This window comes from Sinomonas terrae (genome assembly GCF_022539255.1).
GTDB lineage: Bacteria > Actinomycetota > Actinomycetes > Actinomycetales > Micrococcaceae > Sinomonas > Sinomonas terrae.
This window is the reverse complement of the sequence record NZ_JAKZBV010000001.1, coordinates 4,269,757-4,282,356: the sequence shown is the minus strand read 5'-3', so window position 1 is coordinate 4,282,356 and position 12,600 is coordinate 4,269,757. Positions and strand designations below refer to the sequence as shown.

Below are 12,600 nucleotides of genomic sequence, written 5' to 3'. Positions count from 1 at the left end.
CTCGTACGCACCCGATGGTCAGCGCCATTCGCACGGCGCACCTCAAATCACCCTGGAAGGGGTCATTTTCGTGAAGGCTCTCCGTTTCGGCCGCCTCTCGGCGGTTGCCGTCGTCGCCGCTGGCGCGCTTGCCCTGTCCGCGTGCGGTTCCGACAACCCGGCCGGTTCCTCGGGCTCGGGCCCCGCTACTTCTTCGGGCCCGAAGGTCACGGGAACGCTCACCGGCGCCGGTTCGACTGCCCAGTCCGCCGCGATCGATGCCTGGAAGCAGGGCTTCACCGCCGCGAACTCCGGCGTCACCGTCCAGTACAACCCGGTCGGCTCGGGCGCCGGCCGCAAGACGTTCATCTCGGGCGCGGGCCAGTTCGCCGGCTCGGATGCCGCGATGTCGACTGACGAACTCACCCAGGCGAAGTCCGTGTGCGGCCCTGATGGCGCTCTCGACCTCCCGGTCTACATCTCCCCGATCGCGGTGACGTTCAACCTCCCGGGTGTCACGAGCCTCAACCTCGCGCCTGACACGATTGCGAAGATCTTCCGTGGCCAGATCACGAACTGGAACGATCCGGCCATCGCGGCCGACAACTCCGGCGTGAACCTGCCGAGCCTCAAGATCACGGCTGTTCACCGTTCCGATGACTCGGGGACTACCCAGAACTTCACCGACTACCTGAACAAGGCTGCCCCGTCTGTCTGGACCGACAAGTCGAACCAGACCTGGCCTTCCTCCCTCCCCGGTGAGAATGCCAAGGGCACGTCGGGCGTCGTCAAGACGGTCACAGATACGCAGGGCGCGATCGCCTACTCCGACGACTCTGCGGTGAGCGGCAGCCTCGGCAAGGCGAAGATCAAGGTCGGCAGCTCGTGGGTCGCCATCTCGGCTGAGGGCGCCGCAAAGGCCGTCGAGCTCTCGCAGCCCGCCTCGGGCCGCGCGGCAAACGACCTCGCGCTCAACCTCGACCGCACCCCGACGGACTCGTCGGCGTACCCGATCGTCCTCGTCTCGTACCACGTCGTCTGCGACGCGTACAAGGACCAGGCCACGGTCGACCTCGTGAAGGCGTGGGAGAACTACGTCGTCTCGGACGCCGGCCAGCAGGCCGCTGCCGCCGCCGCGAAGAGCGCGCCGCTCTCGCCGGCCCTTGCCGCGAAGGCCAAGACCGCAATCGACTCGATCAAGGTCAAGTCCTGATTGCTTCCTGAAGGCGCGAGCCCGCTTCGGCCACTTCGGTCGGAGCGGGCCTTGCGCTGAGTGAGAGAGGACGTGTCAAGATGACGAGAACCCTCCATGAGACCCCCCGCGTGACCAAGGGACAAGATGTGACTGCAACCGAGACAAAGACACCGGAGAGCTCAGGTCGGCTCCGGGCACTGTCGTCCCGACAGGGCGCCGCGGGAGACAAGGTCTTCTCGGGCGCGGCACTTGCGGCTGGCGCGATCATCCTCGTGGTGCTCGTCGCCGTCGCCGTCTTCCTCGTCGTCCAGGCGATGCCGGCACTCCTCGCCCCGCAGGGCCAGATCGCGAACGGAAAGGGCTTCTGGCCCTACATCTTCCCGCTCGTCGTCGGCACGGTCATCGCCGCGGCAATCGCCCTCCTCATCGCCACGCCGATCTCGATCGGCGTCGCGCTCTTCATCTCGCACTACGCTCCGAGGCGTCTTGCGCAGATCCTCGGATACATCATCGACCTGCTTGCGGCCATCCCTTCGGTCATCTTCGGCGCTTGGGGCATCTCGTTCCTCGCGCCCGCACTCGTGCCCGGGTACACGTGGCTCTCCTCGGTCCTCGGATGGATCCCGATCTTCGCCGGCCCCCCGTCGGCGACTGGCAAGACCCTGCTGACGGCCTCGATCGTGCTCGCGGTCATGGTCATCCCCATCATCACGTCGGTCTGCCGCGAGATCTTCCTCCAGACGCCCAAGCTGCACGAAGAGGCGGCGCTTGCGCTCGGCGCGACGCGGTGGGAGATGATCCGCATGGCGGTCCTGCCCTTCGCCCGCCCAGGCATCATCAGCGCCGTCATGCTCGGCCTCGGCCGCGCGCTGGGCGAGACCATGGCCGTCGCTCTCGTGCTGTCCTCGGGCCCCCTCATCGCGAGCCTCATCCAGTCGGGCAACCAGACGATCGCCGCCGAGATCGCCCTCAACTTCCCCGAGGCGAGCGGCCTGAGCCTCAACACGCTCATCGCCGCCGGCCTCGTGCTCTTCGTCGTCACCCTCGCGGTCAACATCCTGGCCCGTTGGGTCATCAGCCGCCACAAGGAATTCTCGGGAGCGAACTGACATGACAGCCATCGCGACCTCTCGGCGCCGCACTGCGCTGACCCGCAACCGACTCCCGCGCTATGCCCCGTGGGCGGCGCTCGCCGTCGGCCTCGTCGTGGGTGCGGCCCTTTCGACCCTCATCGGCTTCAATGTCTTCGGGTGGGGAGTCTTCTCGGCGGTCATCTACACGCTCGTCTACGTCTCGTGGAGCGGCGCGGTCGAGGGCGGCCGCAAGGCACGCGACAAGTTCGCCACGTGCCTCGTCGTCGGTGCGTTCATCGTGGTGGTCCTGCCACTGTTCTCGGTCCTTTGGACCGTGCTCGAGGGCGGCATCAAGGGCCTCCTCACGCCTGGCTTCCTCGGCACGTCGATGAACGGCGTGAGCGGCATCCAGGACAACGAGTCCGTGAACACGGGCAGTCGGGTGCTCGGCGGCATCTACCACGCCATCATGGGCACCCTGCTCATCACCCTGTGGGCCACGCTCATCTCGGTGCCGATCGGGCTGCTCACCTCGATCTACCTCGTGGAGTACGGCGAGGGCCGCCGGCTGGCGAAGGCGATCACGCTGTTCGTCGATGTCATGACCGGCATCCCGTCGATCGTCGCAGGCCTCTTTGCCGCGGCGCTGTTCGCCACGATCTTCGGTCCGGGAACGGAGACCGGCTTCGTCGCGGCCATCGCGCTCACGGTCCTCATGATCCCCGTCGTCGTCCGCTCGAGCGAGGAGATGCTCCGCATCGTCCCCAACGAGCTCCGCGAGGCCGCCTACGCCCTCGGCGTGCGGAAGTGGCGGACCATCCTCAAGGTCGTCATCCCCACCGCGATCTCGGGCATCGCCTCGGGCATCACCCTCGCGATCGCCCGCGTCATCGGTGAGACGGCCCCGATCCTGCTCACGGCCGGCTTCGCGACGAAGATCAACTTGAACGTGTTCTCGGACTGGATGGCGTCCCTTCCGACGTACATCTACTTCCAGATCCTCAACCCGACGTCGCCGTCGAACCCGGATCCGAGCATCCAGCGAGCATGGGGCGCCGCCCTCGTGCTCATCATCTTCGTCATGATCCTCAACCTCGTGGCGCGCCTCGTCGCGCGGATCTTCGCCCCGAAGACCGGTCGCTGACCGCCCCCAGATCGACCTTTTCGAACCGAAGGAAAGCATGTCCAAGCGAATCGACGTCAAGGACCTGAACGTCTACTACGGCAACTTCCTGGCCGTCGAGGGCGTCTCCATCAACATCGCCGCGCGTTCCGTCACCGCGTTCATCGGCCCCTCGGGCTGCGGCAAGTCGACCTTCCTCCGCACGCTCAACCGCATGCACGAGGTCCTTCCGGGCGCCCGGGTCGAGGGACAAGTGCTCCTCGACGGTGACGACCTCTACGGCTCGGGCGTCGACCCTGTGGCCGTGCGCAGCCACGTGGGCATGGTCTTCCAGCGCCCCAACCCCTTCCCCACGATGTCCATCCGCGACAACGTCCTTGCCGGGGTGAAGCTGAACGGCGGTCGGCTCTCGAAGTCCGACGCCCAGGAGATCGTCGAGTCCTCGCTCAAGGGCGCAAACCTCTGGAATGAGGTCAAGGACCGCCTGGACAAGCCGGGCTCCGGCCTCTCGGGCGGCCAGCAGCAGCGCCTGTGCATTGCGCGAGCGATCGCCGTGAAGCCCGACGTCATCCTCATGGACGAGCCGTGCTCGGCCCTCGACCCGATCTCCACGCTCGCGGTCGAGGACCTCATCAACGAGCTCAAGGAGCGCTACACGGTCGTCATCGTGACGCACAACATGCAGCAGGCTGCTCGCGTTTCGGACAAGACGGCGTTCTTCAACATCGCGGGTACCGGCAAGCCGGGCAAGCTCATCGAGTACGCGGACACGACGACGATCTTCAACAACCCCAAGGAGAAGGCGACCGAGGACTACGTCTCGGGTCGCTTCGGGTAGGCCCCTCCCTCCGATCCCCGGCTGGCTACGAGGCTAGCGGGTCGAAGGCGAGTGCGAGGACGAGGCCGAGAAGCGCCGTCACGAGCGGGGTCGCGATCCAGACGGCCACGAGCCTGGTCAGGAGCCGTCCGTTGACCGCGGAGTACCTCTGATTGCTGCCGGCACCGAGGATCGAGGCGGCCACGGTGTGCGTGGTCGAGAGCGGCCACTTGAGCCAGAGCGCGCCGAAGAACAGCATGAGCGTCGTCACGAGTTGGGAGACGAAGCCGCGAAGCGGATCCGTACGGATCAGCCGGTGGCTCAGGGTGTAGGTGACCCTCCACCCGCCCGCGAGCGTGCCGATGCCGAGGGCGAGGGCCGCGACGACGACGATCCATCCGGGGACCCCCGTCCAGTCGGTCCGGTTCCCGATCGCCGCCACGACGAGGACCGCGATGATCCGCTGCCCGTCCTGAAGTCCGTGCCCGAACGCAACGGCCGCGGTCCCGACGGATTGGGTCGCGCGCAGCATCGCGTGTGCTTGGCTCGGCTGGCGGTAGCGCGCGATCCGGGTGGTGAAGCTCGTGAGGAAGAACGCGACGGCGAAGGCGAGCACCGGAGAGATGAGGAGCGGGAGCCACACCTGGAACCACAGGAGGTTCGCGAGGCCGTCCTGGAGCGCGTGCCCGCGAATCACCGACGCGAAGCTTGCGCCGACGAGTCCGCCGACTAGGGCGTGCGTGGACGACGACGGATAGCCCCGCCACCAGAGGTATGCGTTCCACAGGCTTGCGCTCACCACGGTGGCAAGGAGCACGACGAGGCCACGCGCGCCGTTGGGGGCGGTGAGCCAGCTGCCGCCGAAGTAGTTGAGGAGCCATGCGCTAGTGACCGTGCCGACGACGTTGAAGAAGGCCGCGAGGATGACGGCGACACTCGGGGTGAGAGCTCGAGTGCGGACAGTGAGGCCGACCGCGTTGGAGGCGTCGCGGAACCCGTTGAGGAACGCGAAGACAGACGTGAAGACGACCACCGCGACAAGTAGCGCGATGCTCACCTCACGACTCTTTCACGATGATCCGGCCCACGTTGGCGCCGACGTCTTTGAGCGCGTGGGCCGCACCGAGAAGTGCCCTCGCCATCTCGATGCTCCGCGCGTAGGTGTTCAGGGAGAGTTCGCGCACCGCGTTGGCAGCCCACAGGCGGTGCGTGTGGTTTGCCCGTTTGGCGAGGCGGATCATCTCGATCCAGTAGTCCTCGAGGCCGTCGAGGTGCCCGAGGCCCCTCATCGCGCCGACCGTGAGCTCGGCCTGGCGGTTCACGATCTCGAGTTGGTCCGACGCCTCCCGTGCAGGCCGGTCGAGACGGTTCACGAGCGTGATCTCCCCGACGGCCACGAGCTGCTCCATTGCTTCGCCGAGCCCCTCGGAGAGGTCGAGGAGGTCCTCGCGGGGGAGAGGGTTGATGAAGCTTGTGCGCAATTGGGTCAGGAGCGAGCGCTGGAGCTCGGTTGCGCGCCGATCGATCCGCATGAGTTCTTCGAAGATTCGCTCGTGCTCTTCGCGGGGCGCTCCGAACATCTCGGAGAGCACCTGCACCGCGAGAACCAATTGCTGCGCGAGATCCGCGAGGAGTTCGAGCGCGGCCGTCTCCTGCGGGAAGAGACGCAGCTTCATGAATCCTCCGGGGTGCGGGCCGTGCGGGCTGGGCAGGGGTCCGGCGACGGCCGGCATGACGCATGGTACGCGACCAAGGTGAATTGGGCGCGGGCGGTTCGGATTCCTCCCCGCGCCGGGAATGCGCGTCATGGCTTCGTCGCTCAGTGCTCAGTATGCGCGGGGGTAGTTCGTTTTCTGATTTGGAGGGGTTGAGCACTGATGCCGAACCTGCGCCACCACTTAGTCGCCGAGTTCTGTACACGGAGAAACGGCTTCGGAGCCACGGAGGCCATGCGCTCAGCCCGTAGGTTCGTCCAGAAGCAGCGCGCGCGGTGTTTGCGTCATCCTTCTTCCTTCGAGCACGACGACGGTTCCGGCCGCCGGCTCGACGGCGAGGGCTGCTGGGGGGCAGACAACAGCGAAAGGTCTTCTAGTCTTGTTTGAACAGGTCATTGACCGGGTGCTGCGCTATGTCGCGCACAATCTCGGCGTTCGGATCGTGGGGGCCTCGGGAAGCGGCCGAACCTCCGTCGCGAAGAGGGTTGTCGAAGAGCTCGAGGGGCGCGGCACGCGTGTCTACGCGGTCTTCGCGACCCAGTCGTTGGCCGGAGTGCCGTTCGCGGGGATTGTCTCGATGGGGATTGATCTTCGGCCACGGGCTTCGGGAATCCTCGGGATCGCCGACCTCCTCTCGGAACATGTCTCGCGCATCGGGCCTCGCGCCATCGTCGTCGATGGCATCGAGAGCCTCGACCGCGAGTCGCTGGCGGTCATCGACATCGTGCAGAAGCGGACGGAAGTGCCGCTCATCGCGACCATGAGTGACGTGCCGTTCGAGTCCCGGACGCCCGCCGTCGTCCTTGGCCGTTGGCCCGAGGCCACGGTCTCGCTCGCGCCGCTCCGGTACGAGCAGGTCAACGCGCTCCTGCTGCAGATGCTGGGCGCGCCGGCCGAGGTGGATGTCCCGGCCCGCATTCTCGCGAAGTCGGGGGGCAACCTCCGCCTCGCGGTGCGCATCATCGAGACGGCCGTGCTCAGCGAGCGGCTCGTGCTCCGGGACGGGAAGTACGGGATCAACGGCTCGCTCATGAACGAGCACCTCCACGGGACCGTCGAGTCTTTGCTCCACGGGCTGCGACCGGAGGAGTTCAAGGCCCTCACCACGCTGTCGGTGCTCGGCCCGACGCCCGTGCCAGAGCTGGTCATCTCGGTGGGGGCGGACGTCCTCGACAGCCTCGAGCATCGTCGGTTCGTCTCGGCAGTGCCGGGACCAGATGGGCAGCTGTTTGCCTCCGTGTTCCCTCCCGTCGTCGAGGACTATCTCGCCAACCACGTGCTGAACTCTCGCAGGATCCTCCGCGACTCGCTGACCGGCGGCCTCGATGCGCTCCGGCATGAGGACGAGCTGCCGCTCTCGGACGGCACGGCGGCCGCTGAGCTCGTGGCGCTGAGGGAGGAGCATGGCGGCAGCCACGCCGCGACCGTGCGGTACTTCCACAAGCGGCTTGAATCGGTCGAGCAGCTCTACTACGCGGCGTGGGAGGCCGAGAGGACGATGTCCAACGCGGTCGCCTTCCTCCGGGTCTATTGGGGAGCGGCTCTGGACCGTCGCCGCATCCGCAGGGTCTTCGAGCTCACTGACCCTACCGGGGAGCCTTCGGACCTGCTCTTCTTCAACATGACCAGGGCGCTCTGGGCTGTCATGGACGACGGCGACCTGCACGGAGGACTCACGATTCTCGAGGACTTCGCCGAGGCGGAGCCCGAGTGGGCGGAGGAGGCGCGCGCCTTCAGCCTGCTGGTGCGTTCCCAGCACACGGAGATGCCCGCAGATCTCGACGCCGAATTTGCCCGCCTGCCCGTGCGGCAGCCCACCAGCGGGGTCATCGCCGTCGCGCGTGGCCTGCTCGAGCTCTTCAGGTTGAAACCCGAGGCAGCGATCGCCGCGATGGACGGGGCCCAGGGCTTCGAGACCCTGCCGCGCTTCGAGCCGCTGATCCGGGGGCTGGCCCTTTTCGCGAGCGGCCGTGTTGACGAGGCGCTCGCATACTCGCTCCAGCGCCGTCGCGCTGCGCTCCGCAACGTCGATCAGTTCAGCCTCGTCACCCAGAGCTACGTGGCTTCGCTTGCGCTCCTGTCACGGGGCCTGTTCGACGAGGCTGAATACCTCATGGGCTGGGCCTTCTCACTGAAGCGTCCGGGCTTCCTCCTAGGTTCCCTGTACAACGCGATGCTGCGCCTCTCTGCGCTCCGGGCCGACGCGGCGTCGTCCTCCCTTGGAGAGCAGGCGACGGCGGCGAACGACGTCGGGCCGCTTCCGGGGATCGGCAAGGGCGTCTACGAGTTGGTGGCACGGAAGCCGGCCAGTGCGGAAGCCTTCGACCAGCGCGCCAGCACTCTCCTCGCCGCTCAGAAGGCGCACGGGTTCATCCTCGAAGCCGTGTACTCGGGCCTCTTTGCGCTGTGCCTTCTCCCCACGCCCCGCGTGAAGTCGCGGCTCGAGAAGATCCTGCGGGAACAGGGCATTACTCGGCACGATCAGCTCCTCCGGGTGGCCAGCGCCGTGCTCGAGGGCGACATCGAAGTGCTTGACCGGTTCCCCGACGAATACGAGCCCGACGGGGACGCCTACCAGATCGCCATGCTCCTTCGCGGCGCCGTGCGCAAGCACCGTGTGAGCAGCCATAGCGGCCCAGCTGTCGTGGCCATTGAACGCGCCGCCGAGCGATTCATGAGGAAGCATCGGCCCGACGGGCAGTTCATCGCGTTCGAGCCCGGGGTCCCCTATCTGAGCCTCACCGACCGGGAGCGAGAGATCGCCCTGCTTGCGGGAACCCGCACCAATCAGGAGATCGCCGACCAGTTCGGCCTCAGCATCCGGACTGTGGAGAGCCACATTTCGAACGCGCTGCGCAAGACGAACGCGGCCTCACGAAGGGCCTTGTTCGACCTCGTACGCGGTGACCAGTAGGGACCTCGCGGCGAGAGAGAGCTCCACTGAGGCGTCTCGGTCAGTCAGCACGGAGAAGCTGCTTGTATTCCACGGAGGGCCTCAAAGCGGCGTCTAGCCTGATAGAAGGCCGTGGCTACTTGTTGCGGACGACGCTGGACGGGCAGGGGGCGTGCCCGAGGCGCTTCGCGGCGCCGGGGGAAGCAGCGCGGCCTGGAAGCGCGCCCGAGGTGCCCGTGGTGCCCGTGGGGGACGGAATGCGGGGGTGACCGAAGAAGGAGGGACTCGGGCGCGCTTCCCTCTCTCATTGCTGCACGATCATTGCGGTTCGCTGCACGATCATTGCGGTTCGATGATTGCGGGAAAGCGAAGGCTCCGCGGCAGTGCCGCGGAGCCTTCGCTGGTCAGGACTGGCCTGAGCAAGTTAAGAGCGCCGAACCGGGAGCGCCTCTCGGCGGAAGGCCGCTCGAAGCGGCTAAAAGTTGGAGCCCGGGGCTACCGCGGTCCGACGCCACCTTCAGTCTTCTACGGGGCTCCGCGGTAGTCAACCTTGACTAGGCGGGGGAGCAGAGGCTACGAGCCCTCCGCCTAGTCGAGCTGTCCGCGCCGCCAGGCCTTCGCTGAGGCTTCGAGGTCCTCGGCCGTCTTGACGAGCTGGTGGGCGTTTCGCGTGAGCTTCGTCGCGTGCTGCGCGTTGCCCCATTCGGCGCTGTCCGCGAGCTTCGCCTGACCCAGGGCGACGACGCGGCAGAAGGCCGCGGAACGTTCGAGCGCGACGTCGAAGTCGCCGTCGAACGCGCCCGAGAGGATGGCATCCGCCATGACCGTCAGCTCGTCGGCACCGGGCGGCTCAGCGACGCCGGCGACGGCGTGCGAGACCTGCGCGGTGTCCTTGCCGGCCTTGAAGTAGACCGAGATTCGTTCGGGATCGCTCCGTGTGGCGGCCCTGAGGGCGTAGAGGCGCCATAAGGCGCCCGGGAGCGATCGGGCGGGGCTCTCGGCCCACATCTCGGCGATTGCATCGAGGCCCTGTTCGTCGGCGAGCCGAACGAGCCTTCGCGTGATCTCGGGGTCGTCGCTCTCGCGTCCCCGGCGGACGAGGGCCTGCGCAGCGAGGTGCGCCGCCTCCGAGACGCGTGCGGGGTCGGCTCCACCCGCGAAGGGCTCGAAATCGAGGGGCGCGAAGGGCTTTGGCTTGTGCGGCCTCACCGGACCAGTGCCGTTTCCGGGACCACCTGGGTGCTCGCTCATGCCAAGTACGGTACTCCTGTTGCGCTCACCTGCCCACGTGGACCGACTGGAGGCGGGGAGGGCTGCGAGGCCTTGCTGCGCTAGAGTACTGAGTGACCGGGCTGCACCGGTCGGGGCCTTTAGCTCAGTTGGTAGAGCAGCGGACTTTTAATCCGCGGGTCGTGGGTTCGAGCCCCACAGGGCCCACCGACATCAATCGCAAGCCGAAGTTCCATCCCGCGTGGGCGCCCGCTGCGTGGGTAGAACCCCCACATGAAGACTGCCTTGCTGGTCATCGATATGGAGAACGCCTTCTTCGAGGACGGTGCCTTGGCCGCGGAACGGGAGCGCGTCGTGGGGGCGTGCAACGAACTCATCGCCGCGGCGCGCAAAAGTGATGCACGAATCCTCCTGTTGCGGACCGAGCATGAGCTGGACCGCTCTACATGGACGCTTTCGATGCTCGACGACGAACAGGGCTTCGCGTTCCACGGAACGCAGCAGGCCGATTTGCTCCCCGAGCTCGACACGGAGGGACTTCCGCAGCTGGTCAAGCGCCGCGACAGTGCCTTCTGGGGGACCGACCTCCTCCAGCGGCTGCGGACCTGGGACATTGAGCAGCTGCTCCTCGCGGGAGTCTCGACCCACCTGTGCCTCGCGCAGACCGCCTCGGACGCCTACGCCCACAACTTCCGCGTGGCTTTCGCCGGGGAAGCGATGGGCGCGGAGACGCCGGAGCGGGCAGACGCCATGCTCGACGTCCTGCTCAAGGAGTACAGGCAGACCAAGCTCTCGCAGGAGGAGGCCCTCGCGCTCCTGAAGGAGTGACGCGGCGCTGCTCGGGGCGGGTCATGGGAGCCTCCCGGAGGAGCCCGCGAGCAGGGCGCGTTCGGCGTCCGTCAGAGCTTCGAGGAGATCGCGCACAACGTCGACCGTCACCCAGAGCTCTTCCGCGAGCTCCGCGGGGTGCTGGGTCCACCTGTAGGCCTCGATGAGGTGCTCGAAGGGAACGAGTCGTCGAGCTGTCTCTTCCCTCACGCGCCGCTCGACGCGGGGCCCTTGGCAGCTCGTGTGCCCATGCTCGAGGTGGACGAGCTCATGGGTGAGCGCGCAGCGACGCTCCGCCTGCTGAAGGCGTTTGTCGAGCCAGATCCGACGGCGCCCGTCGGTGCGAGCCGGAGCGCCGTCCGGCATCACGACGAAATGCAGGGTTACGTGCGTCAGGTCGCGCAGTGCCCCCCAAGGACTGAACACGCGGCCAGCCTAGGGAACGGGGCCGACATTCCTCGCGTGGGCCGCCTTTGGCGGGCCGACCCTCACTCCTTCTCTGATGGCGTCTGGGGCTCCTCGCCCCGCTCTGACCATTCCCGTTCGCGCTCAAGGTGCCCGTCCGGGCCACTGTAGGCGGCCAGTCCCTGCCATGACGGCGGCAGGGCGTCGTCGCCTGTTTCGGAGAGGTCCCCGCCGGACAGCGACCCTCCGGACAGCGACTCCAGGGCGCGTCGGTTGAGGTCGACGAGCGCACGCAACATCTCGATGGCGGCGCGGCGGGCCTTGGGCGGGAGGTTGTCGACGCCGGGCGGCAGCTCATCTGCGAAAGGTGGCCCGGGAACCGGCTGACCGGCAGCCGTGAAGGCAACGTCCTCGGTCACGCCTGCGAGCCAGGCGATTGCGCGGATCGTGCTCGGCCGGGGCTTCGACTTGTAGGTGCCCTGCCGGATGGCGTTGATGGTCGTGACGGTGATCTTGAATCCCTCGGCCTCCGCGATCTCCGCGAGACGCAGGCCAGAGGCATCGCGCTTCGCAGCGGCGGCCTCGACCAAGTCTCGCAGGCTCAACGGCTCGTTCACGGGCTCGGCTCTCTCCTCATACGTGTGCGACACACCGACAGGCAACAACCTACACACTCATCCTGCCCGGAATGGCGCGGGATGAACCGCTTGTAGGCGCAACAAGTAATTGACAGTTCGTTTAATTTAACTTGTAAGATGGGCGAAGGGTGTGGGGAGGCCCTGCGGCGGGTCTCCGGCGACCATCCGAAAGGAGAGCCGCATGAAGGTGAAGGACCCGGCGATGCTGCGGAGATGGCGGAGGCAGGAGAACCTCTCGCAGAAGCAGCTCGCCTTCCTGGTGAACCGCTCGCAGACCACGATCCATCTGTTGGAAACGGGTGGCATGGCAAGGCTGAGCGAGGAGCTTGCGATTGCCCTCGCTGTACGCCTCAAACAGCCGTGGGACGAACTGTTTGAGCTCGAGGAGAATGAGAAGCTCAGCCGCCGGGCCAGGCGCCGAAATCGAATCGCACCTGCGCCTGACGACGACGCTGTGACGAGCGGCTGGGCGGATGGGGCTGTTTAGCGCTCGAGGCGGAAGCCGATCTTGACCGTGACCTGCCAATCAGCGACGCTGCCGTTCTCGATGTGGCCCCGGACCGACTTGATCTCGAACCAGTCGAGGTTCCGCAGCGTCTCGGAGGCCGTTTCTATGGCGTTGCGGACTGCTTGGTCGACTCCGTCAGGGGAGGTCCCGACGATCTCTGAAACGCTGTATGTGTGCCCTGCCATGATTCCTCCTG

At 66.9% G+C, this 12,600-nt stretch carries 13 protein-coding genes and 1 tRNA gene; 8 read left to right on the top strand and 6 right to left on the bottom strand.

The genetic code is table 11. From position 1 onward, the window contains the following. Positions 1-70 precede the first annotated feature (70 nt). From pstS to pstB, 4 genes are all read left to right on the top strand, one after another. The gene (gene pstS, locus L0M17_RS19860; RefSeq protein WP_241056091.1) at positions 71-1,192 is read left to right on the top strand and encodes a phosphate ABC transporter substrate-binding protein PstS; all 1,122 of its coding nucleotides are present in this window, start codon (positions 71-73) and stop codon (positions 1,190-1,192) included. 80 nt (positions 1,193-1,272) lie between these two features. Beyond that, complete coding sequence (pstC, locus tag L0M17_RS19855) at positions 1,273-2,283, top strand: phosphate ABC transporter permease subunit PstC (RefSeq protein ID WP_255732262.1); 1,011 nt, start codon at positions 1,273-1,275, stop codon at positions 2,281-2,283. Between the two features lies 1 nt (position 2,284). Continuing rightward, positions 2,285-3,391 carry a phosphate ABC transporter permease PstA gene (pstA, locus tag L0M17_RS19850; RefSeq protein WP_241056090.1) on the top strand — a complete coding sequence of 369 codons (1,107 nt, stop codon included), beginning with the start codon at positions 2,285-2,287 and terminating at the stop codon, positions 3,389-3,391. 37 nt (positions 3,392-3,428) lie between these two features. Then, positions 3,429-4,208, top strand: coding sequence for a phosphate ABC transporter ATP-binding protein PstB (pstB, locus tag L0M17_RS19845; RefSeq protein ID WP_241056089.1), 780 nt, complete (start codon positions 3,429-3,431; stop codon positions 4,206-4,208). Between the two features lie 25 nt (positions 4,209-4,233). Here pstB and L0M17_RS19840 read toward each other — a convergent pair whose 3' ends face one another. Together L0M17_RS19840 and L0M17_RS19835 are read right to left on the bottom strand one after the other, a co-directional pair. Next, on the bottom strand, positions 4,234-5,244 hold the full coding sequence (locus tag L0M17_RS19840; protein WP_241056088.1) for an inorganic phosphate transporter: 1,011 nt from the start codon (positions 5,242-5,244) through the stop codon (positions 4,234-4,236). Between the two features lies 1 nt (position 5,245). Continuing rightward, positions 5,246-5,863, bottom strand: coding sequence for a DUF47 domain-containing protein (locus L0M17_RS19835; protein WP_241056087.1), 618 nt, complete (start codon positions 5,861-5,863; stop codon positions 5,246-5,248). 418 nt (positions 5,864-6,281) lie between these two features. Here L0M17_RS19835 and L0M17_RS19830 point away from each other — a divergent pair, with 418 nt between their 5' ends. Then, positions 6,282-8,816 (top strand): LuxR C-terminal-related transcriptional regulator, encoded by a 2,535-nt coding sequence (locus L0M17_RS19830; protein ID WP_241056086.1) that lies wholly within the window; start codon positions 6,282-6,284, stop codon positions 8,814-8,816. Positions 8,817-9,383: 567 nt separating this feature from the next. Here L0M17_RS19830 and L0M17_RS19825 read toward each other — a convergent pair. Further along, complete coding sequence (locus L0M17_RS19825; RefSeq protein ID WP_241056085.1) at positions 9,384-10,046, bottom strand: hypothetical protein; 663 nt, start codon at positions 10,044-10,046, stop codon at positions 9,384-9,386. A gap of 113 nt (positions 10,047-10,159) precedes the next feature. Here L0M17_RS19825 and L0M17_RS19820 point away from each other — a divergent pair. Both L0M17_RS19820 and L0M17_RS19815 read left to right on the top strand, forming a co-directional pair. Continuing rightward, a tRNA-Lys gene (locus tag L0M17_RS19820) sits at positions 10,160-10,232 on the top strand. A 66-nt stretch (positions 10,233-10,298) separates the two neighbouring features. Next, positions 10,299-10,853 carry a cysteine hydrolase family protein gene (locus L0M17_RS19815; protein WP_241056084.1) on the top strand — a complete coding sequence of 185 codons (555 nt, stop codon included), beginning with the start codon at positions 10,299-10,301 and terminating at the stop codon, positions 10,851-10,853. Positions 10,854-10,874: 21 nt separating this feature from the next. On the opposite strand, the gene L0M17_RS19810 is transcribed toward L0M17_RS19815, so the two are convergent. Both L0M17_RS19810 and L0M17_RS19805 read right to left on the bottom strand, forming a co-directional pair. After that, complete coding sequence (locus L0M17_RS19810) at positions 10,875-11,279, bottom strand: ImmA/IrrE family metallo-endopeptidase (protein WP_241056083.1); 405 nt, start codon at positions 11,277-11,279, stop codon at positions 10,875-10,877. A 62-nt stretch (positions 11,280-11,341) separates the two neighbouring features. Further along, positions 11,342-11,875 (bottom strand): hypothetical protein, encoded by a 534-nt coding sequence (locus L0M17_RS19805; RefSeq protein WP_241056082.1) that lies wholly within the window; start codon positions 11,873-11,875, stop codon positions 11,342-11,344. A gap of 202 nt (positions 11,876-12,077) precedes the next feature. Here L0M17_RS19805 and L0M17_RS19800 point away from each other — a divergent pair, with 202 nt between their 5' ends. Further along, a complete protein-coding gene (locus L0M17_RS19800) occupies positions 12,078-12,383 on the top strand; it encodes a helix-turn-helix transcriptional regulator (RefSeq protein ID WP_241056081.1) in 306 nt (101 codons plus the stop codon). Here L0M17_RS19800 and L0M17_RS19795 read toward each other — a convergent pair. Beyond that, complete coding sequence (locus L0M17_RS19795; protein WP_241056080.1) at positions 12,380-12,589, bottom strand: dodecin; 210 nt, start codon at positions 12,587-12,589, stop codon at positions 12,380-12,382. The genes L0M17_RS19800 and L0M17_RS19795 overlap by 4 nt on opposite strands. Positions 12,590-12,600: the final 11 nt, after the last annotated feature.